The sequence below is a fragment of the Streptococcus sp. 3167 genome (assembly GCF_013277175.1).
Taxonomy (GTDB): Bacteria; Bacillota; Bacilli; order Lactobacillales; family Streptococcaceae; genus Streptococcus; species Streptococcus pseudopneumoniae.
The window spans coordinates 1-25,997 of the sequence record NZ_VMML01000010.1; the positions used below are offsets into that span (position 1 = coordinate 1).

Annotated in this window: 22 protein-coding genes, 1 tRNA gene and 1 pseudogene; 5 read left to right on the plus strand and 19 right to left on the minus strand. The window is 42.6% G+C overall.

What is annotated here, in order from left to right; genetic code table 11:
- Both HT678_RS01470 and HT678_RS01475 read left to right on the plus strand, forming a co-directional pair.
- Positions 1-397: pseudogene (locus HT678_RS01470) on the plus strand (N-acetylmuramoyl-L-alanine amidase family protein); the annotation flags it as partial.
- Between the two features lie 18 nt (positions 398-415).
- Positions 416-1,336: an N-acetylmuramoyl-L-alanine amidase family protein gene (locus HT678_RS01475; protein WP_054388457.1), complete on the plus strand. Its 921-nt coding sequence runs from the start codon at positions 416-418 to the stop codon at positions 1,334-1,336.
- A gap of 247 nt (positions 1,337-1,583) precedes the next feature.
- On the opposite strand, the gene ndk is transcribed toward HT678_RS01475, so the two are convergent.
- The 3 genes from ndk to rpoB form a co-directional block, all read right to left on the minus strand.
- A complete protein-coding gene (gene ndk, locus HT678_RS01480; protein WP_000438300.1) occupies positions 1,584-1,997 on the minus strand; it encodes a nucleoside-diphosphate kinase in 414 nt (137 codons plus the stop codon).
- A gap of 108 nt (positions 1,998-2,105) precedes the next feature.
- On the minus strand, positions 2,106-5,783 hold the full coding sequence (rpoC, locus tag HT678_RS01485) for a DNA-directed RNA polymerase subunit beta' (RefSeq protein WP_172924539.1): 3,678 nt from the start codon (positions 5,781-5,783) through the stop codon (positions 2,106-2,108).
- A gap of 32 nt (positions 5,784-5,815) precedes the next feature.
- Positions 5,816-9,427, minus strand: a complete 3,612-nt coding sequence (rpoB, locus tag HT678_RS01490) for a DNA-directed RNA polymerase subunit beta (RefSeq protein ID WP_172924540.1) — start codon at positions 9,425-9,427, stop codon at positions 5,816-5,818.
- Between the two features lie 414 nt (positions 9,428-9,841).
- Here rpoB and HT678_RS01495 point away from each other — a divergent pair.
- Positions 9,842-9,912: transfer RNA gene (locus HT678_RS01495), tRNA-Cys, on the plus strand.
- A gap of 186 nt (positions 9,913-10,098) precedes the next feature.
- Here HT678_RS01495 and HT678_RS01500 read toward each other — a convergent pair.
- The 11 genes from HT678_RS01500 to HT678_RS01550 all read right to left on the minus strand — a co-directional run bounded on the left by HT678_RS01500 (position 10,099) and on the right by HT678_RS01550 (position 19,097).
- Positions 10,099-11,430 carry a hemolysin family protein gene (locus HT678_RS01500; RefSeq protein WP_172924541.1) on the minus strand — a complete coding sequence of 444 codons (1,332 nt, stop codon included), beginning with the start codon at positions 11,428-11,430 and terminating at the stop codon, positions 10,099-10,101.
- Between the two features lie 336 nt (positions 11,431-11,766).
- Complete coding sequence (gene endA, locus HT678_RS01505) at positions 11,767-12,597, minus strand: DNA-entry nuclease EndA (RefSeq protein WP_001036782.1); 831 nt, start codon at positions 12,595-12,597, stop codon at positions 11,767-11,769.
- 38 nt (positions 12,598-12,635) lie between these two features.
- Entirely contained in the window at positions 12,636-12,824 is a 189-nt protein-coding gene (locus HT678_RS01510; protein ID WP_001036519.1) for a DNA-directed RNA polymerase subunit beta, read from the minus strand.
- A complete protein-coding gene (murA, locus tag HT678_RS01515; RefSeq protein ID WP_000358021.1) occupies positions 12,817-14,100 on the minus strand; it encodes a UDP-N-acetylglucosamine 1-carboxyvinyltransferase in 1,284 nt (427 codons plus the stop codon). Before murA ends, HT678_RS01510 begins: the two co-directional genes overlap by 8 nt.
- Positions 14,101-14,123: 23 nt before the next feature.
- Positions 14,124-14,354: a DUF1146 family protein gene (locus tag HT678_RS01520; protein ID WP_023933289.1), complete on the minus strand. Its 231-nt coding sequence runs from the start codon at positions 14,352-14,354 to the stop codon at positions 14,124-14,126.
- Between the two features lie 57 nt (positions 14,355-14,411).
- Positions 14,412-15,449: a SepM family pheromone-processing serine protease gene (locus HT678_RS01525; RefSeq protein ID WP_007284885.1), complete on the minus strand. Its 1,038-nt coding sequence runs from the start codon at positions 15,447-15,449 to the stop codon at positions 14,412-14,414.
- Positions 15,433-15,921, minus strand: coding sequence for a pantetheine-phosphate adenylyltransferase (coaD, locus tag HT678_RS01530; protein WP_001280764.1), 489 nt, complete (start codon positions 15,919-15,921; stop codon positions 15,433-15,435). The genes HT678_RS01525 and coaD overlap by 17 nt, the downstream gene beginning before the upstream one ends.
- Positions 15,911-16,450: a 16S rRNA (guanine(966)-N(2))-methyltransferase RsmD gene (gene rsmD / locus HT678_RS01535; RefSeq protein ID WP_000706960.1), complete on the minus strand. Its 540-nt coding sequence runs from the start codon at positions 16,448-16,450 to the stop codon at positions 15,911-15,913. The genes coaD and rsmD overlap by 11 nt, the downstream gene beginning before the upstream one ends.
- Positions 16,451-16,514: 64 nt before the next feature.
- Entirely contained in the window at positions 16,515-17,507 is a 993-nt protein-coding gene (gene asnA / locus HT678_RS01540) for an aspartate--ammonia ligase (protein WP_000747993.1), read from the minus strand.
- A gap of 111 nt (positions 17,508-17,618) precedes the next feature.
- Entirely contained in the window at positions 17,619-18,302 is a 684-nt protein-coding gene (locus tag HT678_RS01545) for a Bax inhibitor-1/YccA family protein (protein WP_001016920.1), read from the minus strand.
- Positions 18,303-18,356: 54 nt separating this feature from the next.
- The gene (locus tag HT678_RS01550; RefSeq protein WP_172923410.1) at positions 18,357-19,097 is read right to left on the minus strand and encodes an RNA methyltransferase; all 741 of its coding nucleotides are present in this window, start codon (positions 19,095-19,097) and stop codon (positions 18,357-18,359) included.
- 33 nt (positions 19,098-19,130) lie between these two features.
- Between HT678_RS01550 and HT678_RS01555 the strand changes: the two genes are divergently transcribed.
- Together HT678_RS01555 and yidC are read left to right on the plus strand one after the other, a co-directional pair.
- Positions 19,131-19,409, plus strand: a complete 279-nt coding sequence (locus tag HT678_RS01555; RefSeq protein ID WP_001174612.1) for an acylphosphatase — start codon at positions 19,131-19,133, stop codon at positions 19,407-19,409.
- A 77-nt stretch (positions 19,410-19,486) separates the two neighbouring features.
- Positions 19,487-20,413 carry a membrane protein insertase YidC gene (yidC, locus tag HT678_RS01560; protein WP_023941303.1) on the plus strand — a complete coding sequence of 309 codons (927 nt, stop codon included), beginning with the start codon at positions 19,487-19,489 and terminating at the stop codon, positions 20,411-20,413.
- Positions 20,414-20,487: 74 nt separating this feature from the next.
- Here yidC and pflA read toward each other — a convergent pair whose 3' ends face one another.
- The 5 genes from pflA to HT678_RS01585 form a co-directional block, all read right to left on the minus strand.
- A complete protein-coding gene (pflA, locus tag HT678_RS01565) occupies positions 20,488-21,282 on the minus strand; it encodes a pyruvate formate-lyase-activating protein (protein WP_001288274.1) in 795 nt (264 codons plus the stop codon).
- Positions 21,283-21,407: 125 nt separating this feature from the next.
- Positions 21,408-22,658: a diaminopimelate decarboxylase gene (locus HT678_RS01570; protein ID WP_023936717.1), complete on the minus strand. Its 1,251-nt coding sequence runs from the start codon at positions 22,656-22,658 to the stop codon at positions 21,408-21,410.
- Positions 22,659-22,718: 60 nt separating this feature from the next.
- Positions 22,719-23,546, minus strand: coding sequence for a pur operon repressor (purR, locus tag HT678_RS01575; protein WP_000776875.1), 828 nt, complete (start codon positions 23,544-23,546; stop codon positions 22,719-22,721).
- Positions 23,547-23,809: 263 nt separating this feature from the next.
- A complete protein-coding gene (locus HT678_RS01580) occupies positions 23,810-24,751 on the minus strand; it encodes a 3'-5' exoribonuclease YhaM family protein (RefSeq protein ID WP_172924542.1) in 942 nt (313 codons plus the stop codon).
- Positions 24,741-25,997, minus strand: a complete 1,257-nt coding sequence (locus HT678_RS01585) for a DNA recombination protein RmuC (RefSeq protein ID WP_023936714.1) — start codon at positions 25,995-25,997, stop codon at positions 24,741-24,743. Before HT678_RS01585 ends, HT678_RS01580 begins: the two co-directional genes overlap by 11 nt.

A 25,997-nucleotide genomic window follows, 5' to 3' on the forward strand; every position in this document is an offset into this window, starting at 1 on the left:
TTTCATCTACTCTGTTATTCGAGGGCATTCTATTGATGGTTGGAAATTGATTGGTGGTACTTGGTACTATTATAAGAACAGTACGAAACAAACAGGTTGGCAAAAGATAAATGACACTTGGTACTATCTAGACGCCTCCGGTAAGATGCTCACAGATTGGCAAAAAGTAAATGGGAAATGGTATTATCTGGAAAACTCTGGTTCAATGGCAACAGGTTGGAAATATATACGAGGCAGATGGTATTACTTAGATAATAAAAATGGAGACATGAAAACCGGTTGGATAAAAGTGGGAGGAAATTGGTATTATCTCAATTCAAGTGGAGCAATGGTTACAGGTAGCCAAACTATTGATGGTAAAGTTTATAATTTCGCTTCATCTGGTGAATGGATTTAATATTGGAGGTATATATAAATGAAACTTTTGAAAAAAACTATGCAAGCTGGACTAACAGTAATTTTCTTTGGTTTGCTAGCTACGAATACAGTATTTGCAGATAACTCTGAAGGATGGCAGTTTGTCCAAGAAAACGGTAGAACCTATTACAAAAAGGGGAACCTCAAAGAAACGGACTGGCGAGTGATTGATGGGAAGACCTATTATTTTGATTATAATGGCGAAATGGTTGTTGGTTGGCAGTACATTCCAATGCCAGTTAAAGGATATACAATTGGTCCTTACCCTAATGGTATCAGATTAGAAGGTTCCCCAATGCCAGAATGGTACTACTTTGACGAAAATGGAGTGCTACAAGAGTTTGTTGGTTGGCAAGAATTAGAGCTAAAATATTCCTTAACCGTTGGGAAAAAACATGGTGAAGGCTGGGAAGGTCCCGAAGTTCTTAAATTAGCATACTACTACTTTGATCAAGATCATTATTTAAAGACAGGTTGGCTTTATGATCAATCTAACTGGTATTACCTAGCAAAAACAGGAAATTCTGGGAATAAGAATCTTGGTGGTGAAAGACGTGTAGGTTGGATAAATGATGGTTCAGCTTGGTACTATCTAGATTCAGAAACTGGTATCATGCAAACTGGTTGGAAGCAAATTGGCAATAAGTGGTACTACCTCCGTTCATCAGGTGCAATGGCAACAGGTTGGGCTTATGTTGGTAATAACTGGTACTATCTTCGTTCATCAGGTGCAATGTCCACAGGTTGGGTGAAAGATGGTTCAATATGGTACTATCTAAATGCAAGTAATGGAGATATGAAAACAGGCTGGTTCCAAATCAATGGTAAATGGTATTATGCCTATGGTTCAGGTGCCCTAGCTGTTAATACCACAGTAGATGGTTACTACGTAAACTATAATGGTGAGTGGGTTAAGTAACGAATGCTAATCGTAACTGTAGTTGATACTTAACTTATTAAAAAGAGCTTTTTTCTACCATTTGTCAACTCTATCAATTTTTAAGAATTAAATGAGTGAAGACAGTAGCTATTCAGTATGTTTATCTACTGTAGTAGGTTGAAGAAAAACTAAGAATGAGAAAGGACGAAGTTAGTCCTTTCTTTTTTATGTGACTATACTTTCTATTCAAATGAGCTTTTAACCGATTGATTGAGCCAATCAACTCTTAAAACCAAAGAGCAATTTCTCGCTTAGCTGACTCTTCTGAATCTGAACCATGTACAACATTTTGGATAGTCTCATTTTCTCCAGCAGCTTTTGCAAAATCAACTCGAATAGTTCCTGGTAAAGCTTCTTCTGGATCAGTTGCACCCATCATGGTCCGCCAAGTTTCGATTACTTTAGGATCAGAAATGATACCTACAAGAACCGGTCCTGAAGTCATAAATTCACGAATCGGTGGGTAAAAACTTTGACCAACCAAGTCCTGATAGTGCTGGTCAATTAACTCTTCTGAAAGCTGTGTACGCAACTCCAATTTTTCAATTGTAAATCCACGTTGTTCGATACGTTTCAACACTTCACCCACTAGTCCTCTTTTTACACCATCTGGTTTAATGATAAAAAATGTTTGTTCCATACCTGTCTCCTTTGTCAGCTTCTTTCTTTTATTTTACCACATTCCATGGAAAAATGGAGAAAGTTTTCAGAAAACAGAAAGAGAACCCGAAGGCTCTCTCATCTGCTTTTATTCTACTGTTTCTTCCACAGTTTCAACGGCAGTATCCACAACTACTTCTGTTGTTTCTTCATTCCCTTCTTCCTCTACTGGAGGATTAAGGTATTCTTCTTCGTTGATAGCATGTGGTTCCAGGTTACGGTAACGAGCCATACCAGTACCTGCTGGGATAATCTTACCGATGATAACATTTTCCTTAAGTCCAAGGAGATGGTCTTTCTTACCACGGATAGCTGCGTCAGTAAGGACACGAGTTGTTTCCTGGAAGGAAGCCGCTGACAAGAAACTATTTGTTTCAAGTGAGGCTTTGGTAATTCCCATAAGAACTGGGCGACCTGTCGCTGGAACTCCACCTGAGATAAGAACATCTTTGTTAGCATCTGTAAAGTCATTGATATCCATGAGGGTACCCATGAGAAGATCTGTGTCACCTGGATCCATGACACGAACTTTACGGATCATTTGACGAACCATTACCTCGATGTGTTTGTCACCGATTTCTACCCCTTGGCTACGGTAAACTTTTTGTACTTCACCGAGAAGGTAAGTTTCAACTGACAAGACATCACGAACTGCAAGGAGACGTTTTGGTTGGATAGAACCTTCTGTAAGAGCAGCACCACGCGCTACTTGGTCCCCAACTTCAACACGCATACGAGCTGTAAATGGAACAACGTACTCACCTTCGCCAGTTTCACCCTTAACAAAGACTTTCTTGGTACGAGTTGATGCATCTTCTTCGATAGCGGTAACTTGTCCTTTAACCTCTGTGATAACCGCTTCCCCTTTAGGATTGCGGGCTTCAAAGATTTCTTGGACACGAGGAAGACCCTGAGTGATATCGGTATTTGAGGCAACCCCACCCGTGTGGAAGGTACGCATTGTAAGCTGTGTACCAGGTTCCCCGATAGATTGGGCAGCGATTGTACCAACTGATTCACCAACTTCAACCGCATCACCAGTCGCCAAGTTGATACCATAACAGTGACGGCAGACACCGTGACGAGTGTTACATGTAAATACGGAACGGATAGTCACTTCTTCCACACCAGCATTAACAATTTCACGCGCCTTGTCTTCTGTAATCAACTCATTTGGACCGATAATAACTGCACCAGTTTCTGGATGTTTAACAGTTTTCTTAGTGTAACGACCGTTGAGACGCTCTTCGAGTGACTCAATCATCTCTTTTCCTTCTGCGATAGAGCGGATCAAGAGACCACGGTCAGTTCCACAGTCGTCCTCACGAATGATAACGTCTTGGGCAACGTCAACCAAACGACGAGTCAAGTAACCTGAGTCGGCTGTCTTAAGGGCCGTATCGGTCATACCTTTACGGGCACCGTGAGTTGAGAAGAACATTTCGAGTACTGACAAACCTTCGCGGAAGTTTGAAAGGATTGGCAATTCCATGATACGTCCGTTCGGAGCAGCCATCAGACCACGCATACCGGCAAGCTGTGAGAAGTTTGAGATGTTACCACGGGCTCCAGAGTCCATCATCATAACGATTGGGTTCTTAGGATCTTGGTTGGCAATCAAGCGTTTCTCAAGTTTTTCACGAGCAGCACGCCATTCGGCTGTAACAGCATTGTAACGCTCGTCGTCTGTAATCATACCACGACGGAATTGTTTGGTGATTTGTTCGACACGTTTGTGTGATTCTTCAATGATTTCAGCCTTGTCATCAACGACTGGGATATCGGCAATACCCACTGTCAATCCTGCAAGAGTTGAGTGGTGGTAACCGAGGTTCTTCATACGGTCAAGTAGGGCAGAAGTTTCTGTCGTACGGAAACGTTTGAAGATTTCAGCGATGATATTTCCAAGATTTTTCTTCTTGAATGGAGGGTTAAGTTCAAGATTGCTGATCGCTTCCTTGATATCTCCACCAAGTGGCAAGAAGTATTTAGCTGGAACGCCTTCTGTCAAGTTGGCATTGTTTGGTTCTTGCAAGTATGGTAGACCCTCTGGCATGATGTCGTTGAAGAGGATTTTACCAACTGTTGTAAGCAAGACCTTGTGTTTTTGCTCTTCTGTCCAAGGCTTGTTGAGGCTGTCTGTTGCGATACCAACACGTGAATGGAGGTGAACATAACCATTGCGGTAAGCCATGACAGCTTCATCACGGTCTTTGAAGACCATTCCTTCACCTTCACGACCAGCTTCTTCCATGGTCAAGTAGTAGTTACCCAAAACCATGTCCTGAGATGGTGTAACAACTGGTTTACCATCTTTCGGGTTCAAGATATGCTCAGCAGCCAACATCAAGATACGAGCTTCTGCTTGGGCTTCTTCTGAAAGCGGTACGTGGATGGCCATTTGGTCCCCGTCAAAGTCGGCATTGTAGGCTTCACAGACAAGTGGGTGCAAGCGAAGGGCCTTACCATCAATCAAGACTGGCTCGAAGGCTTGGATACCCAAACGGTGAAGGGTCGGTGCGCGGTTCAAAAGCACTGGGTGTTCTTTGATCACTTCTTCAAGGATATCCCAGATACGCTCATCTCCGCGTTCCACCAAGCGTTTAGCAGCTTTGACGTTTTGCACGATATCACGAGCGACTATTTCACGCATGACGAATGGTTTAAAGAGCTCAATCGCCATTTCACGTGGCACACCACATTGGTACATCTTAAGAGTTGGACCAACGGCGATAACGGAACGTCCTGAGAAGTCAACACGTTTACCGAGCAAGTTTTGACGGAAGCGTCCTTGTTTACCTTTAAGCATGTGGCTCAATGATTTAAGAGGACGACTACCTGGTCCTGTGATTGGACGACCACGACGACCATTGTCAATCAAAGCGTCAACTGCTTCTTGAAGCATACGCTTCTCATTTTGAACGATGATACCAGGCGCATTCAACTCAAGCAAACGAGCCAAACGGTTGTTACGGTTGATAACACGGCGGTAAAGGTCGTTCAAGTCAGATGAGGCAAAACGGCCACCATCCAACTGCAACATTGGACGAAGATCTGGTGGAATAACTGGAAGGATGTTGAGAATCATCCATTCAGGTTTGTTTCCAGACTTGTAAAAAGCATCCAAAACATCCAAACGACGGATGGCTTTGACACGTTTTTGTCCAGTAGCTGTTTTCAACTCTTCTTTGAGTTCAGCAATTTCTTTTTCAAGATCTACTTGTTTCAAAAGGTCTTGGATAGCTTCGGCACCCATCTTGGCAACGAACGATCCATAACCATACTCACGCAAGCGCTCACGGTATTCGCGCTCTGTCATGATAGACTTGTGCTCAAGTGGTGTATCCTTAGGATCAATCACCACATAAGCCGCAAAGTAGATAACTTCCTCGAGGGCACGAGGGCTCATATCAAGGGTCAAGCCCATACGGCTTGGAATCCCCTTGAAGTACCAGATGTGAGATACAGGAGCTTTCAATTCGATGTGCCCCATACGCTCACGACGAACTTTCGTACGCGTTACTTCAACCCCACAACGGTCACAAACAATTCCTCTGTAACGAATGCGTTTATATTTACCACAAGCACATTCCCAGTCTTTTGTAGGACCAAAGATCACTTCATCAAAGAGTCCTTCACGTTCTGGTTTCAAGGTTCGGTAATTGATTGTTTCAGGTTTTTTGACTTCTCCATAAGACCATGAACGGACTTTGCTTGGAGAAGCTAGGGTGATTTGCATACTTTTAAAACGATTTACATCAACCACTATTTCTTCCCTTTCTATTCTAAGTGAGCTACTTATTCTTGTTCAGCAGCTTCTTCTGTTGCTTCCGCTTTTGTTGCTTTCTCAGCTTCTTCGGCTTCAAAGGCTGCTTTAGCCTCTTGGGCTGCTTTTTCGCGGGCTTTTTCAAGGTCATCTACGTGGATGACATCTTCGTCCATTCCTTCATCCAAGTCGCGAAGTTCCACTTCTTGGTCATCTTCGTCTAGGACACGCATGTCAAGACCGAGAGATTGCAATTCTTTGACAAGAACTCGGAAGGATTCTGGAACACCTGGTTTTGGAATTGGTTTTCCTTTTGTAATAGCTTCATAAGCTTTCAAACGTCCGTTGATATCGTCAGACTTGTAAGTCAAGATTTCTTGTAGGACATTTGATGCACCGTAGGCTTCAAGAGCCCAAACCTCCATCTCACCGAAACGTTGTCCACCAAACTGAGCTTTACCTCCGAGTGGTTGTTGGGTAACAGTTGAGTAAGGTCCGACTGAACGCGCGTGCAATTTATCATCAACCATGTGGTGGAGTTTGATCATGTACATGACTCCGACAGAAACACGGTTATCAAACGGTTCTCCAGTACGTCCATCGTAAAGGATTGTTTTGGCATCGCTATCCATACCAGCTTCTTTAACAGTTGACCAAAGGTCTTCAGAACTTGCTCCGTCAAAGACTGGTGTTGCGATGTGGATACCAAGAGTACGAGCTGCCATACCAAGGTGAAGCTCCATAACCTGACCGATATTCATACGTGATGGCACCCCAAGTGGGTTCAACATGATATCGACTGGAGTTCCGTCTGGAAGGTAAGGCATGTCTTCTACAGGAACGATACGAGAAACAACACCTTTGTTTCCGTGACGTCCGGCCATCTTATCTCCGACCTTGATCTTACGTTTTTGAGCGATGTAGACGCGAACCAGCATGTTAACACCTGATTGCAGCTCATCTCCATTTGCACGTGTAAAGATCTTAACATCACGAACGACACCATCGGCACCGTGTGGTACACGAAGAGAAGTATCACGAACTTCACGAGATTTATCTCCGAAGATAGCGTGCAAGAGACGTTCTTCAGCTGAAAGGTCTTTCTCACCCTTAGGTGTTACTTTACCTACAAGGATATCACCTTCTTTAACCTCAGCACCGATACGGATAATACCCATTTCGTCAAGGTCTTTAAGAGCGTCTTCCCCAACATTTGGAATTTCACGAGTAATTTCTTCAGGCCCAAGCTTTGTATCGCGTGTTTCTGATTCGTATTCTTCAAGGTGAACAGATGTGTAGACATCGTCTTTAACCAAGCGTTCGCTCATGATAACAGCATCCTCGAAGTTGTAACCTTCCCAAGTCATGTAGGCAACGATTGGGTTTTGTCCAAGCGCCATTTCTCCATTTTCCATAGAAGGTCCGTCAGCGATGAAATCACCTTTTTCAACGACATCGCCAACTTTAACAAGCGTACGTTGGTTGTAGGCAGTACCTGAGTTTGAACGACGGAATTTTTGGATGTGGTAAACATCCAATGAACCATCTTCACGACGAACTTCTACCTTGTCAGCATCTGCGTAAGTAACTTTACCATCGTACTGAGCAATCACAGCAGCTCCTGAATCGTGGGCTGCTTGGTATTCCATACCAGTACCAACGTAAGGTGCTTGAGGATTGATCAATGGCACAGCCTGACGTTGCATGTTGGCTCCCATGAGGGCACGGTTGGAGTCATCGTTTTCCAAGAAAGGAATACATGCTGTCGCAACGGCAACTACCTGTTTTGGTGAAACGTCCATGTAGTCAACAACATTCGCTGGATACTCTTGGTTGACCCCTTGGTGACGTCCCATGACAATCTTCTCAGCAAAGGTTCCATCTTCATTCAGACGAGAATTAGCCTGTGCTACAGTAAATTCATCTTCTTCATAGGCTGTCAACCAAACGATTTCGTTCGTAACAACGCCTGTTTCACGGTCAACTTTACGGTATGGTGTTTGAACAAAACCATACTTGTTCAAATGTCCGTAAGATGACAAGTTATTGATCAAACCGATGTTAGGTCCTTCAGGTGTCTCGATTGGACACATACGACCATAGTGAGTGTAGTGCACGTCACGTACCTCATATCCAGCACGGTCACGTGTCAAACCACCAGGTCCCAAGGCTGACAAACGGCGTTTGTGAGACAACTCAGAAAGTGGGTTGTGTTGGTCCATGAACTGTGACAACTGTGATGAACCAAAGAATTCTTTCACCGCAGCTGTTACAGGACGGATGTTGATGATTTGTTGTGGCGTCAAAACTTCGTTGTCCTGAACAGACATACGTTCACGGACATTACGTTCCATACGAGAAAGTCCGAGACGTACTTGGTTGGCAAGCAATTCACCAACTGCACGGATACGACGGTTTCCAAGGTGGTCGATATCATCTACACGGCCAAGTCCTTCAGCCAAGTTGAGGAAGTAGCTCATCTCAGCAAGGATATCTGCAGGAGTGACGATACGAACTTTGTCATCTGGATTGGCATTACCAATGATGGTTACGACGCGGTCTGGATCAGTTGGTGCAACAACCTTGAATTTTTGAAGAACAACTGGCTCAGTCACAACGGCTGCATCGTTTGGAATATAAACAATCTTGTTCAAGTCACCATCCAAATGGCTTTCAATGCTTTCAATCACACTACGAGTCATAACAGTTCCAGCTTCTACCAAGATTTCTCCAGTTTCAGGGTCTACCAATGGCTCTGCAATGGTTTGGTTAAGCAAGCGTGTTTTAACATTGAGTTTTTTATTGATCTTGTAACGACCAACTGCTGCTAAGTCATAGCGACGTGGGTCAAAGAAACGAGCTACAAGCAAGCTACGTGAGCTTTCAGCTGTCTTAGGTTCACCTGGACGAAGGCGTTCGTAGATTTCTTTCAAGGCTTCGTCTGTACGAGAGTCCATTGGATTCTTGTGGATATCTTTTTCAACAGTGTTGCGAACCAATTCGCTATCACCAAAGATATCAAAGATTTCATCATCACCTGAGAAACCAAGCGCACGAACCAAGGTTGTAAATGGAATCTTACGAGTACGGTCGATACGAGTGTAGGTAATATCTTTTGAGTCGCTTTCAAGTTCCAACCAAGCTCCACGGTTAGGGATAACAGTTGAACCATAGCCCACTTTACCGTTCTTATCTACTTTGTCATTAAAGTAAACACCTGGCGAGCGAACCAACTGAGATACAATGATACGTTCACCACCATTGATAATGAAAGTACCCATTTCTGTCATGATCGGGAAATCACCAAAGAAAACTTCTTGGGTCTTGATTTCGCCTGTTTCTTTATTGATCAAGCGGAAGGTTACAAAAATTGGTGCTGAGTAGCTAGCATCGTGAATACGAGCTTCTTCTAGCGTATATTTGGGTTCCTTGATTTCATATCCAACAAATTCCAACTCCATTGTGTCTGTGAAGTTTGAAATTGGCAATACATCTTCAAACACTTCCTTAAGACCGTGGTCTAGGAAATCTTTGAATGAGTCAGTTTGAATTTCAATCAAATTTGGTAAGTCAAGAACTTCTTTGATTCTTGAAAAACTACGACGGGTACGATGTTTCCCGTATTGAACGTCATGTCCTGCCAAGATGATTCTCCTTTGTAAATAAGTTCCAAGCCTTGTCAATCAGGCTTTCTAATCGTCATATGGTTGTAAAACCCCTATCACCGTGTCCCTTTGATGAATTTTCAGAATTTTTAAGTCTTTATTACAAGTACTCAAAATCCTGAAAAAAAGCACAAAAAGAGCAGCTAAATCTGACTTTTTCAGAAGATTTAACTGCTGTGAGCCTTGTCTGGACAATATTTCAGACAAAACCTACGACAAATGATTATTTATATTATACCCTAATTAGCTAGATTTTTCAAGGGGATTCAGTAGATTTTTGGTAATCTTTTTCCCATAGAAAACTTAGCATTACATTCGAATCACACTATGGTACAAAAAACTGAAAAAGCTATTGACTGAAAATCATTTTCAAGGTATAATAAGAAACGTTAAGGCGGTATAGCCAAGTGGTAAGGCACGGCTCTGCAAAAGCTTGATCGTCGGTTCAAATCCGTCTACCGCCTTCTATAACTTGATTTATCAGGTTTCAAATGAACAGAAAGCCCAATTTGAAGGGCTTTTTTATTTTTCTTCTGATAAATACGGATAATTTTGAAAAACTTTTGGGGCAAAGTTCTTTCCATGACATAATTCCCTCATGAAATCAACTGAAAAAAGCTTCGTCACACCTGGTGACAAAAGCCTCTAGTTTACTCTGTTTCTTCTTCTATTTCAACTTCGGTAATTTGGACTTTTACCTTGGTAACACGTCCATTTTTCACTTTATCATTGGTTAAGATAAGTTGTTTGTTTTGGCTGACCAATTCATAGCTAAGTTTCTCAGTCGTCGGAATGGTCCCCACTCCTGTCAAATAGTAACCAGCAATGGTATCAACGTCATCACTTTCCAGTTCAACATCAAAGTAATTATTGAAATCATTGAGGGTCATTGTTCCTTGAACAATGTAGGTATCCTCGCCAATCTGATGAACATCTATTGCTGCTTTGTCCGTTTCATCATCAATTTCACCAACAATTTCCTCTAAGAGGTCTTCCAAGGTCACCAAACCAGCCATACCACCGTATTCATCCAGCAAGATTGCCATTTGTCTTTGGGTATTGCGCAATTCTTTTAGCAAGTCATCCACAAAAATAGTTTCAGGTACAAAAAGTGGATCTTGTAAGATTTTCTTCCAAACAATATTATCAAAACCATCCACAAAACCAGCCTTAAGGAGACTCTTGGTGTGAATGATTCCAATTACATTGTCCTTATCCCCATCGTAAACTGGTATACGGGAAAAGTTTTGTTTTAAAATACTTTGGATAATGCTTTGACTATCATCCTGAATATCCACCATAAAAGCATCTGTCCGAGGAACCATAACCTCTCGTGCCATTAGTTCATCGAGCGAAAAGACACCTTGTAGCATCTCAATCTCATCAGCATCCAATGTTTCTTCACTATTTGTCAGCATATAGGCAATTTCATCACGGGTCATCTTTTCATCCGCATCATCGAATGACATAGGAGTCAAATGGCTCAAGAAATTGGTCGAAGCAGCTAAAAGCCAAACAAAAGGACTGACTAGTTTTCCGATCCCAATGATAACCGGCGCTGTACGAATTGCCAAGGCATCCTTTAGATTAAGAGCGATTCTCTTAGGATATAATTCCCCAAAAACGATGGAAATATAGGTCAAAAATGCCAAGGATAGAAAAGTTGCCACGGCTTGTGCTGTTTCGACATTCCCAAGCCAAGAGGCAATCACACGTCCTAGAGTATCAGTTAAACTCGCCCCTGATAAGATTGTAATCAGGGTGATTCCTACCTGAATGGTTGATAAAAAGTGGTTAGGATTTTCTAGTACCTTCAGCAGGCGGATGTAGCGTCTGTCTCCTTCTTCTGCCTTTTGTTCAACTCGGGCACGATTAAGAGAAACCATGGCCATTTCTGTGGCTGAGAAAAAGGCATTTAATACCGTCAAGATAAACAATAAAACAAATTGTAGCAACAAATTCTGACTACTTGGGTCTTCCATAGTTCTTCTCCTAAAATAGTATCTTATCCTTTATTATATCACAAAATTTAATCCAATACATATTATTTTTTTCTTAGCGTAACTTCTCAAAGTAACTTCCATCTCTCTCCCAAAACTGGAAGTTAGTTTTAGAAGTTACCATTTTTTCTTAGTACCTACTCTAGCCCTACTTAAACTAGAAAAAAGAACTCCTACATCCATAAGTGATATAGGAGTTTATCTTATCTTTTACTGATACTCTTCGAAAATCTCTTCAAACCACGTCAGCTTTATCTGCAACCTCAAAGCTGTGCTTTGAGCAACCTGCGGCTAGCTTCCTAGTTTGCTTTTTGATTTTCATTGAGTATGAGTTACAGTTACTTCTCCAGTTCGGTAATCCAGTTGAAGCCCCTTTTGAACATTGGGAACTAGAACATTAAATTCCAATTCTCCATCTGAAGACTTGGCTTCAATCTGTGAAGCTGAAGGAACTAAATCCTCGTTTGAAGCGTAGTAAAGGGTTACACGGTAACGGACACGCTTGTTTTGGTCCAAGGCTTTACGCACCTTACTTTCATAGTAGTTTTGACCAGTCGAATCCTCGGCCTGCGCCTGATTTGCCCAGGCTGTCTGAACAGCAATGTTTTTAGGATTGCTTGTCGAGGCATCAAAACCATCCAAACCACCGATTAAGGCATAGCCTAACAGATGACCTCTATCGACTGCATGGGTATAAGAGCCCTTTAGATTCTTGACCTGATGCCAGCCTGGAGGAGTCCATGAAGTCGAACCATTCCCAGTTTCTTCACGATTCTTGTACTGACGAGTAGCCTTAGACAAGAGGGCATTAGCCACGGTTGGTACGGTCTCCTTGCCCACCGTCTTTGTTTTATTATCAGCGTAGGGCTTACTTGAAACCTTGGCATTTAGGTTTGTTTTATTACCATTGACGATAAAAGCACCTGATCCGTTCCACTCCAGACTCCCTTTTACTTGGTTTTTGACTGCGTCTGTTAAGACACTCTCTGCCAATGCTTGACTAGGAGCTTCAGACGCTTGTTTTTTCTGACTAAGCTTGGTTTTAGGACTATTAGGTGCCGACTGCATCTGCTTGATATAATAGCTCCCTGTAGACAAAAGCAATAACACTAGCAGTCCGATTAGTGTCTGTCTTGTTTTTTTGTTCATATTTCTCCTTATCTTTAGAAAAAGGCTGGTTCTCCAGCCTAATTTCCTGTAAATTTATGAATCAATTCCTGCCATTTTGCTGGAGACAGGATAGCCCATGGATCTTGACCCTTGCCCAAGATTCCATAACCTACCATTAAACCGATTCCTAGAGCCAGAGTACCTAAAATCAGTACTATGATGACTAAAAGTAAACGCTTGACTACGTAGCTTGATTTCTTATTCATCTTCATCACTTGCCTCAATCCGCTGAATCTTAGCACCTAGCTGCGCCAACTTCTCATGGAAACCGTAGTAACCTCTATCCAAGTGAACCAATTTACCGACCACAGTTTCTCCCTGTGCTACCAAACCTGTCAAAATCAAGGCTGCACTGGCACGAAGGTCAGTAGAAAGAACTTCCGCTCCCTGCAAAGGTTGACCACCAACAATACGAGCTGTATCACGGATAATCTCAGAATGCAAGCCCATGCGACGCATTTCTTCTAGATGTTGGAAACGATTTTCGAAAACTGTCTCCACCATAGTTGATTCCCCTTTTGCGACTGTCATCAAGGCTGTAAATTGAGCCTGCATATCTGTTGGAAATCCTGGGTGGGGCAAGGTTTTCACATGAACAGCTTTTAGATTTTCTAGTTGAGAGCGAACGCGAATTCCTTCCGTCTCCTCCGTCACTTCCACTCCCATTTCAAGCAATTTGGCAATCAAGGGACGGTTGTGCTCCCAGACAGCATCTTTAATCAAGACATCACCACCAGTCATGGCAGCAGCTACCATAAAGGTTCCTGCTTCGATACGGTCTTGGACTACATTGTGAGTCGTACCATGAAGTTTCTCAACACCGGTAATGGTAATGGTCTCTGTACCAGCACCCTTAACCTTAGCTCCCATTTCATTAAGGAGAATGGCTAGGTCAACAATCTCAGGCTCACGCGCAGCATTTTCAATCACTGTCATCCCATCAGCTAGGGTCGCTGCCATCATCAAGTTCTGCGTTGCACCAACACTTGGAAAGTCCATATAGATATGAGCGCCATGCAAGCGTTCTGCCTTGGCTTCGATGTAACCAGCTGTCTGACTAATCTTAACCCCCATAGCTTCCAGACCTTTCAAATGAAGATCAATAGGACGGCTACCAATGGTACAACCACCTGGCATGGATACCTTGGCATGACCCACACGGGCAAGGATTGGCCCTAATACAACGATGGAGGCGCGCATCTTGCTGACATACTTGTAAGGGGCTTCCTCAGTGATGTCGCCAGTAGCATCCACCTCAACAAGATGGGCTTCCTCATCAAAGTCAACCTTGGCATTCAAACCACCAACCACCTGATTCATAATAAAGACATCCGACAAGATCGGTACATTCTGTAAGACTGTCTTTCCTTCACTTGCTAGAATAGTCGCTGCCAACAAGGGCAAGACTGCATTCTTTGCTCCTTCGATGGTTACACTTCCTACCAGACGATTATCGCCACCTTGAACAACAATTTTGTCCATACTCGTTTCCTTTACTCTTGATTTTATAATAATCCTCTAAGCGCTTCTTGCCACAAATGATACAGGCTGATAAAGAAAGAACTCAAGATATAGCCCATTACAATGCTGAAAAAACCTACTAATAAACGAACTTTTCTTGTATTCTCAGCTGTCACTTTTAAAACCTTTTCCCATCTAACAAGATCCTTTAAAAGGTAAAAACTCACATAAATAAAGAGCATGTGACTGCTTAGAGTGAATAATAATTGAACCATTTGACTATTATACCATCTTCTCTGTTTGTGCGCTAGTTTGGAAACTTCACTTAAAAACTAGGGATTGTTTTTCAAGTAATCAATTGCATCTTGTAGGGTTTTAACGGGCACGATTTTCATATCTGTCTTGATTGTTTTGGATGCTTCTAGGGCTGTTTGGTAGTTGTTTTTTGCATCCGGGTGTGCTTTTTGTTCTTCTTCGCTAACAGGATTATCAGGGGCAAAGAAAATAGCGGCACCTGCCCTAGCCGAAGCTACAACTTTTTTATCAATACCTCCAATATCCCCCACATTCCCATCGCGGTCAATGGTACCTGTACCAGCAACAATACGACCATTACGAAGATCTGGGTGAGCTATTTGAGTATAGATAGCTAGACTAAACATGAGACCAGCACTTGGGCCGCCAATACCAGCTGTTGAAAAGCTAATTGGGACATTGCTGATTACCTCTGTACGATCAATCAAGCCGATTCCAATCCCATTTTTTCCATTTTCCAAGGTGATAATCTTTCCTTCTGCAGACTTGGTTTGCCCATCCTCTTCATAGGTGACCTTGACGGAGTCCCCTAATTTTTGAGAACTGACGTAATCAATCAAGTCTTTGGAACTATCAAAGGTCTGATCATTGACTGCTGTGACCGTATCAGAGATATTGAGAATCCCTTTAAAGGTTGAATTATCCGTCACATTCAAAACATAAACGCCAAAGTACTTGAGTTCGATATCCTTACCAGCTGTTTTTAGTCCTTGATACTTGGCCATATTTTGCGATGTTTGCATGTAGAATTGATTGATTCGCATAAATTCAACATCGGAAGAACCACCTGTAGTCTCCTGAGCACTACGAATATCTGTAAAAGGTGTCAACCAAGCATAAATCATATGAGCTAAAGTGGCATGTTGAACACCAACCGTAACGAATTGATAGGCACCAGCTTCCTTATCTTCTGTGTCATTTACTTTAAGGACTTGGCGAATATCTTCCGAACCACCTGGAACCTCTATATAATAAGGCAAGGGCACTACAAATGCCAAGAAAGTCACAATCAAGGCCGCAATGACGTATAAGGGCCATCTAATCTTTTTTTTCATTTCTTATTTCCTCCAAAATACTCTCGGGAACATAGCAGGCAATATCCTGACCAAACTTCAAAAGCTCTCTAACGCCTGATGAACTGATATAGAGATGTTCAGGTCGACTATGTAAATAAATAGTCTCTATATCAGGAGACAGCTGATGGTTGTAGTAATCAAAACTGGCTTCGTATTGCAAATCCGACGCATTTCTCAAGCCTCGCACTAGGCAAGTAGCCCCCAGTCTTTTTGCGACATCGACCACCAATTCATCATGAGAAGACACGACTTTAACATTTCCCAAATGTTTCACAGCCTTTTCTAACCCCCGTTTACGATTTTCGATAGGAAGAAATCCTTGTTTGTGGGGATTAAAAAAAATACCGACATAGAGCTTATCAAAGAGTCTGCTCGCCCGTTCAATCATATCCAGATGCCCATTTGTCATCGGATCAAATGAGCCTGTGAATAAGCCAATCTTATCTGACATAGACTGTCACCTTACTAATTCCATAAATCTTTTCCTTCCAGATACCCAGACAGGCAATCTCTTCTGGAAGTTCAACGGCCTTATCCGTCTCGCACACAACCATAACATCTTCAGAAAAAAGCTCTCTCTCAGCCATTTTTTCAATATCTGCTACGATTTGTTCCTTGGCATAGGGAGGGTCTAAGAAAACGAGGTCAAATTCCCCAGATACCTGTTCCAATGCCCTCTCTGCATCCATCTTGAGGAGTTGAAATTTTCCAACTTCCTTGGTCATCTGGATATTTTCAGCCACGATGGTCTGAGCCTTACGGTCTCGCTCCACCAAAACAGCACTGGACATGCCACGCGATACTGCTTCGATAGATAAACCACCACTACCTGCATAAAGGTCCAAGACTCGTCCCCCTTCAAAGTAGGGACCAATCATGTTAAAAATGGCTCCCCTAACCTTATCCGAAGTAGGTCTTGTTGTCTTGCCTTCTAGTGTCTTGAGGGGACGTCCCCCATAGATTCCTGATACGATTTTCATACTGTTTATTATACCAAATTATAGACAAAAAGAGAAAGAAAACCGAACCTTGCGGTTCGATTCTCTACAAAATATTTTCGTAAGTATCGCGGACTTCTTGAGGCCAAACACTTGTTTGCACTTCTCCGATGTGTCTCTTGCGAAGTAGGAACATGGCCATACGAGATTGTCCAATTCCTCCACCGATTGTCAATGGGAATAGGCCATTCAACAAAGACTTGTGCCATTCCAATTCCAAGCGGTCTTCATCACCTGTAATTTCCACCTGACGTCTAAGAGTTTCTTCATCTACACGAATTCCCATAGAAGACAACTCAAAGGCTCCACCTAAAGACTCATTCCAGACAAGAATATCACCATTTAGACCCTTGTAGCCATTCTCAGACTCGCTTGTCCAGTCATCATAGTCTGGTGCACGTCCATCGTGCGGTTTACCATCTGGCAACTCGCCACCGATACCAATCAAAAAGACGGCTCCAAATTCTTTACAAATCGCATTTTCACGTTCTTTAGGTGTCAAGTCTGGGTAGCGTTCTACCAATTCTTCTGTATGGATAAAGGTGATTTGTTTTGGCAAGATAGACTCGATGTCATAGCGAGCTTCAACAGCTAGCTCAGTCAGGCGAATAGCCTTATAAATCTTCTCAACTGTTTCTTTTAGATAAACGATGTTACGCTTACCATTTGGGATAACCTTCTCCCAGTCCCACTGGTCAACATAAACAGAGTGGGTTGCATCCAAGGAATCCTCATCTGGACGAAGGGCTTTCATGTGGACAAAGAGACCCTCTCCTTCACCAAAGCCAAAACGAGCCAAGGTGTGGCGTTTCCATTTAGCAAGTGAGTGCACCACTTCATAAGTAGCATCAGGGATTTGGAGAACCTTGACCGATACTGGATTTTCCACACCAGACAGGTTGTCCTGCATTCCGTCACCGACCTTACTCAAGATAGGACCTTGAACTTCGACAACTTCTAGCTTATCTTTCAAATACTGGGTAAAAGTGTTTTTGACAAAGGAAATTTCTTCTTGTTGATGGATAAAACTTTTCTTCATAGACAACTCCTCAAAAATTTAATAAACATATTATACACCTATTTCCAAGAAAAGAAAAGAGAAAATTTTAAAAAAATCAGTGTCACTCAAAACACTGATTTCATAGACCTTTTAGTCATTGCGACCAAAGATACGTAGAATACTTAGGAAAAGATTGATAAAATCAAGATAGATGCTGAGAGCCATTGACACCACCCAGCCTGTCGCTACACGACCTTGTGATTGTTCATAGGCGAGGCGAATCTTTTGGTTATCCCAAGCAATCAACCCTGAAAAAACCAAAACCATGGCTACGCTAATCATATAATCAAAGAAACCACTAGACAAGAAAATATTGACTATCATAGCAATAATCAAACCGATCAGAGCCGCCATCATAGCTCGACCAAGACCGCTCAAATCTTTCTTGGTGAAGATACCAACTGCAGCCATGACAAAGAAGAGAAGGGAGCTCGATACAAAGGCAGATAAAACTGTACCCGGAGTATAGAAGGCTACCACAAAACTAAGGGTAAAACCGTTTAAAACAGAGTATAGCAAAAATACTGGAAGAGCAGCTGGACTATTTCTTGAAGCCATGCTACTGGCAACGAAAACCAAGGCCAATTCTGCAAAGGTTGCAATGGTCAACCAGAGACGCCCCTGCATCAAAAAGTAAACCAACTGAGACTGAAAGACCGTCAACATAAGGCCTGATACCAAAGCAGATAGTCCGATTCCCAGACCAACAAAGGCATATACCTTAGCGTAAAATTGATTGAGACCTACACGGTCATGTATAATAGTGTGATTCATCTTTTCTCCTTTTCTATGAACATCTTTCCTTGATTATAACAAAAAAAGTTAAAATTAGCTTAAATGGAAAATCAAAATACCAGCTGCAATGGCAACATTCAAACTCTCCGCCTGCCCCTTCATGCTAATATGGACCAACTGGTCTGCACTTTCAGCCATAAGGGGACTAATTCCTTGGCCCTCATTTCCCATGACTAGTACAAAATTTTCTATAGGAGGCAGTTCTCTGTAATCAACAGAATCTTTAGATAGGGTTGTTGCCAGCACTGGGATAGCTGCTTCCTTAGCTTCCTCGAGAAGCGCTTGGCTCGACATCCGGTAAATAGGCAGATGAAAATGACTGCCTTGCATCGAACGTAAGGTCTTGAGACTGTAGATATCTGCCGATTTATCCGAAACAATTACTCCAGTAAAACCTGCTGCATCCGCAGTCCGAATGATAGTTCCCACATTACCAGGATCTTGCACATCTTCCAAAAACAAGAACTTGCCCTGACTAAAGTCAGCTTGTCCTACTTCTTCTTTTTGAACCACCGCAACGATTCCCTGTGGAGTCTGAGAATCCGCCAAATCTAGCAAAATATCCTCTGACACCCAGACAGTTTGCGGAAACGAAGTTAATCGATCTCGGTAATTTTCTAAGGCAAAGATTTTCTCAATCGTCACCCCAGCTTGCACAGCTTCTTCAAACAAGTGCCAGCCTTCAATCAAATAGGCAGACTTGCGGTATTTTTTTTGGTGTAATTTCTTGGCATTTTTTACCACAGAATTGGCTTTTGAGCTTATAATAGTCATAGAAATATTATAACACAATCAAAGGGGTTTGGTATGCAAAAGGTTAGAATGATTGCCCAAGGTAGGGTACAGGGAGTCGGCTTTCGTTGGGGTGTTTACAGCTTGGCACTTGAAATTGGTGGCATCACAGGTCGGGTATGGAATAACGACGATGGCACAGTGGAAATCTTAGCCCAAGCAGACTCATCAGCTATTATGGCAAAATTTATCCAAGAAATCCGAAAAGGACCGACACCTTTTTCAAAAGTCAGTTACTTAGATGTCAAACTGAGCAACTTTCCTCCCTACCCTGACTTTAAAATCGCAAATTAGGTCTCCAGAACTATTGTATATTTTGTAAAAAAACAGTAGAATAGAAAGGTATAATTTTTAAAGAAGGAATAAAAACAGTGAAATCTATTAAACGTTTTGCACTCTCGGCTATGGGAGTGGCTATGTTGCTTGTCTTGACTGGCTGTGTCAATGTCGATAAAACCACAGGTCAGCCAACAGGATTTATTTGGAATACGATCGGAGCGCCTATGGCTGAAGCCATCAAGTACTTCGCTACTGATAAAGGTCTAGGCTTTGGTGTCGCTATCATTATCGTAACCATTATCGTACGCTTGATTATCTTACCACTTGGTATCTACCAATCATGGAAGGCAACGCTTCACTCTGAAAAGATGAACGCTCTCAAGCATGTCCTTGAGCCACACCAAACACGTCTCAAAGAAGCAACTACTCAAGAAGAAAAACTCGAAGCCCAACAAGCCCTCTTTGCCGCTCAAAAAGAGCACGGCATCAGCATGTTTGGTGGTGTAGGATGTTTCCCTATCCTCCTTCAAATGCCTTTCTTCTCTGCTATCTACTTTGCTGCCCAACATACTGAAGGGGTTGCTCAAGCAAGCTACCTAGGCATTCCTCTAGGTTCTCCAAGTATGATTTTGGTTGCCTGTGCTGGTGTCCTTTACTATCTTCAATCGCTCCTTTCACTTCACGGAGTAGAAGATGAAATGCAAAGAGAACAAATCAAGAAAATGATTTACATGAGCCCACTCATGATCGTCGTCTTCTCCCTCTTCTCACCAGCTAGTGTCACACTTTACTGGGTTGTCGGTGGTTTCATGATGATTCTCCAGCAGTTTATCGTCAACTATATCGTTCGTCCAAAACTTCGCAAAAAAGTCCGTGAAGAACTAGCCAAGAACCCACCAAAAGCAAGTGCTTTCTCTAAACCAAGTGGACGAAAAGACGTTACCCCTGAACAACCAACTGCTATCACAAGCCAGAAAAAACACAAAAATCGCAACGCTGGAAAACAACGTTCGAGATAAGAAGAAAAAGGCTTAGCTGATTTGCTAAGTCTTTTTGCAAGTCAAAAGCCCGATGTTTCCATCAGGCTTCTTTTCTATCCATGTACACGTTTCGTATAGTCTTGGTAACTTTCGGTATCCATGAGTTGTTTAGCGTTCTTAACGCGGTCTGCTGTTGGTGGTTTAACCCCTTCGAGGGAATAGGGAATTCCCAATTCACGCCATTTAAACTCACCCATGGTGTGATAAGGCAGAATTTCAAACTTATCCACATTTTTAAGAGTCTTGACGAACTTACCAAGTTCAATCAAGTCATCGTCTCTGTCTGTCAATCCTGGAACTAGCACGTGGCGAATCCAGACAGGTTTTCCAATATCTGATAGATACTGGGCACAGGCCAAGATATTTTTATTGGTTTGGCTAGTAACAATCTTGTGCTGTTCTTCGTTGATTTCCTTGATATCTAAGAGAACCAAGTCAGTGACAGCCATGAGTTTGTCAAACTTTTCAAGGTAACGTGGTTTATTACGGAAAGGAAGGGCACAGGTGTCCAAGGTACAGTGGATTCCTTGTTCCTTAGCCTTGGTGAAAAGGGCAATCAGGAAATCAATCTGCAAGAGTGCTTCTCCTCCGCTGACTGTAATCCCGCCCTTATTTCCCCAGAAACCACGGTAGCGCAAGGCTTCTGTCAAGACATCATCTACCGTCCGTTCACGTGATTTATTGGACTCCATAGCCCAAGTATCTGGGTTATGGCAATACTGGCAACGCATGTGACAGCCCTGTAAAAAGACAATAAAGCGAATACCAGGGCCATCTACCGCCCCAAAACTTTCTGTCGAATGCACCATTCCTGTCACTTGTCCATAATCAATTGTTTCTTCAGACATATCGTTACCTTCCTTGAAAACGTTTTATAGTTTTATTATATCACGACTTGAAGGAAAAACAAGATTTTTACCTATTTTTTAGAAAGCAATCTGTTTTTCAATTTCATTTTCAATCTATTCTCAGATTATTCTTCAAAATCAAAACCATACAAGGTTGCAAAATAGTCTTCAGGGCGCTCTGCACGGCGGATTTGACGGGCTTTGCCTTCTTCAGTATAAAGGATTTCCGCAGAACGAAGTTTGGCATTGTACTGGTAGCCCATTGAAAAACCGTGGGCACCTGTATCATGAATGACCAGCAAATCACCGATTTCTGTATAAGGCAGTTCGCGATTGACTGCAAATTTATCATTGTTTTCACAGAGTGAACCAACCACATCTACCACTTCAACTGATCCATCTGGATGAGTCATGTTGCTAATATGGTGATAGGCTCCGTACATAGCTGGACGCATGAGGTTGACTGCTGATGCATCCACACCTAGATAGGTACGGTAGGTTTTCTTCTTATGAGTGACTCTTGTGACTAAAGCACCGTGAGGTGCCAGCATAAAACGACCCAATTCGGTGAAAATCTTGACCTGACCAAGACCTGCTGGAGTAAGAACCTCTTCATACACCTTACGAACTCCCTCACCAATCAAGGCGATATCATTTGGCTCCTGCTCAGGACGATAGTTGACTCCAATACCCCCGGAAAGATTGATAAAGTCTAGTGAAATACCCAGTTTTTCCTTGATTTCAACAGCCAATTCAAAAAGCTGACGCGCCAACTCTGGATAATAGAGATGGGTGACAGTATTGGATGCTAGAAAGGAGTGAATCCCAAAAGTCTTGGCTCCTTTTTCCTTCAAGATGGCAAAGGATTCAAAGAGTTGATCCTTGGTCATACCAAACTTAGCCTCCCCAGGATTATCCATAATGTCTGTCCCCAGTTCAAAAACGCCTCCAGGATTATAACGACATGAGATGATTTCTGGAATGCCTGCTGCTCGCTCCAAATGTTCAATATCTTCAAAGGCATCCAAGTTAATGATCGCACCTAATTCACGCGCATAGGCATATTCCTTATCTGGCGTATTGTTTGAAGAGAACATAATCTCAGAACCAGGGAAATCCAGTTTATGGCTCATCAAAAGCTCTACATAACTAGAGCAGTCCACACCACAGCCTTCCTCTTGGAGAATTTTCAAAATAGCTGGGGTTGGAGTAGCCTTAACTGCAAAATATTCCTTAAAGCCCTTGTTCCACGAAAAGGCTTGGTTGACGGCTCTTGCCTTCTCACGAATTCCCTTCTCATCATATAAGTGAAAGGGAGTTGGGAACTCGGCTACAATCGCTTCTAAGTCTTCTTTATTAATAAATGGTGTTTTCATAAGTTTCCTTCTATTCTATTTGCAAAGAAAGGCTGGGACAACCGTTCCAACCTTTATCCTTTATTCTTCTGTGTCAAAAATATTACCAATCTCAACATCGATGGCTTGGTTCTTGACATCAATATTGGTTACCTTCAAGAGTGACTTGTAGTCAAACTGCTTTTCACGTTCTTCTTGGGCATTGTCCGCAAAGACCGCTACACCTGCCAATTCTGAGTCGAATTCGCGCAAGAGACTAATCATCCCATTGACAGTTCCGCCGCCTTTCAAGAAATCATCCACAATCAAGACACGGCTACCTGCCTTGAGACTCCGTTTTGAAAGGAACATTTTCTCGATACGGTCACCACTTGAACCGGATACATAGTTGACGCTAACCGTTGAACCTTCGGTAATTTTCAGGTCACGGCGCACAATGACAAAAGGGACATTGAGGACATTGGCAACTGCATTTGCAAGTGGCACACCCTTGGTTGCTACTGTCATAACCGCGTCAATTTTTTGATCCATAAAGCTCTTGGCAATAATGCGACCAATATTTTTCAAGATGGCTGGTGTGCTAAGTAAATCAGACAGGTAGATGTAGCCACCTGGCAAGATACGGTCACTTTCTGACAACTTGGCACGCAAGTCTTCAACCATTTCCTTAGCATCATGGTTTGAGATTGATGGTGTAAAGATAACACCTCCGCCAGCCCCAGTCACAGTCTGGAGGTGACCGATTTCGATTTCCTCAAAGGCGCGTTTGATAATGACGATATCTTCTGAGATGGATGATTTAGCAGATTCATACTTTTCAGCAAAAGTATTGAGACTAGTTAGTTTATAAGGATGATTAATCAAATAGTTGGAAATGACAACCATCCGATCACTTCTTCTTAATTTCATTTCTATTTCCTATTCCATTTTTATTCAAAAAATCAAAAAGCAAACTAGAAAGCTGGTCACTGGTGGTTCAAAACACTGTTTTGAGATTGTCGATAGAACTGACAAAGTCTGTAATATACCTGCATATATACATACGACAAGGCGATACTACCCTAGTTTGAAGAGATTTTCGAAGAGTATTCATTTTTGTCTTTTACTTATTATACCATATTCACAGAAAAAAACGAACATTCTTATTCTAAAAAATGTTCATTTTTCTTAAATTATAAATCTAAACCTGGTTTATAGAAGGAACGATTGTCCATAGCGAAGATTTTATTGGTCATCTCTCCTTTATCCACCAAAGCCAGAGCTGTTGACATCATCATGCTGGCATCCAGATTGTCAATCATATGAATAATCTCTGCTTCCATAATGCGTGGACGGACTGGGCTTCCATACTCAAGTAAGCCGTGGTGACTGAGGATGACGTGACGAAGCAAAACGACTTCTTCCTTGGTATCATCGATGCCGAGCTCCATAACCGTCTTGGTAATTTCGCTATCAATGAGAGCGATATGTCCAAGAAGATTGCCTCGCACTGTATACTCAGTCTGTTCTGGTCCCGTCAACTCGATAACTTTGGCCAAGTCATGCAGCATAATTCCCGCATAGAGCAGGCTCTTATTGAGCCGAGGATAAATATTGCTAATGGCATCTGCCAAGCGCACCATGGTCGCCGTATGATAGGCCAAGCCTGTTTCAAAGGCATGGTGGTTGGTCTTGGCTGCTGGATAGGAGTAGAATTCCTTATCATACTTGGTGTAGAGATTTCGGACAATCCGTTGCCAGACAGGATTTTCAATTTTGAAAATCATTTGCGACATGTAGTCACGAATTTCCTTGATATCAACCGGTGGCTTGACCTTGAAATCAGCTGGGTCATTGGGTTCACCAGCTTGCGGCAGGCGGAGAGTGATTTGATTGACCTGTGGAGTGTTGTTATAAACTTCTCGGCGCCCTTTCATGTAGACAACCCTACCTGCGGTAAAGGCCTCAATGTTATGAGGTTGGGCATCCCAGAGCTTCCCCTCAATCTCGCCACTATCATCTTGGAAGGTAAAGGCTAGGTAGTTTTTCCCAGCTCGAGTTTGCCTCAGGTCAGCTGATTTGATTAAGTAAAAACCTTCAAACAGCTCATCTTTTTTCATGTGACTAATCTTCATATTCTTCCTCATTTTCTTGGAAATGGAGTAGATCAAGCGCAGGCTCACCTTCTGACAACTCAATGTGACGGAGCGTCCGCTCGATAGCTGTGGTACGACGGTTTAATAATTCATCAATATTGCCAGAGGCATGTTGGAGATGTTTTTGTGCCTTTACCAGAATACCACCAAACTTGCCAAACTCGGTCTTGACGCTGGCAAGAGTCTTACTGATATGGTCGGCACTCTTTTGGATATTGAGAGTTTTGAATCCAACTGATAGGGAGTTAAGAAGGGCTGATAGGGTACTTGGACCTGCAACAATAATCTGTTCTTCCCGTCTCAAATCATCAAAGAAGATAGGATTGCGGACGATTTCTGAGTAGAGACCTTCTGTCGGAACAAACAAGACTCCAAAATTGGTCGTCCGAGGCGGTGCTATGTACTTGCTCTTGATATCCTTGGCAAAGCGCTTGACGCTTGCTAAAAGCGATTTACGACAGCGTTCAATCTCGTCCCTATCACCTGCTTCATAGGCTTCTTCCAAGCGGTAATAATCAGCCAAAGGAAACTTGGAGTCAATCGGTAGGTATACATATTCCTGATCACCCTGTCCAGGTAACTTAATGGCATACTCCACTCGTTCACTGGAGTTTTCAACCGTTGCATATTCTCGTTCATACTGGGCAGGGGTCATGATGTCTTCGATGATTTGCCCCAGTTGCAATTCTCCCAGAATCCCTCTCGTCTTGGTTCCAGAGAGAACCTTGTTGAGGGCGCCGACATCACGGGCAACTGTCTGCATTGCTCCAAGGCCACGATTGACAGACTCCAGTTGTTTGGAAACTGTCTCAAAGGAGGCCTGTAAGCGTGTCTGCAAGGTCTTTTCTAACTTTTCCTCGACTGTCTGGCGCATTTGTTCCAAACGTTGCTCATTTGATTCCTGCAAGGCTTGGAGACGTTGGTCGGTCTTGTCTCTGGTTTGGAGGAGATTATCTGTCATTTCTTGACGGACCTGAGTCAGACCTTGGTACAATTCGATTCGCACTTCTTGCAAACGATCGCTGACAGCCACTTCCAAGTCTTTTTGATCTAACTGCCTGGCTTGTCGGGCTTGCTCAAAGCGATAATCCAGCTGATCTGAAAGATTATCTGCCTGATCCTCCAAGCTCTTGCTGAGATGTTTCTCCTGCTTATCCTGCCTTTGCCAAATCAGAAAGAGTCCAGCTAGGTTGGTAATCAATAATAGAACAAGTAAACTTTCCAT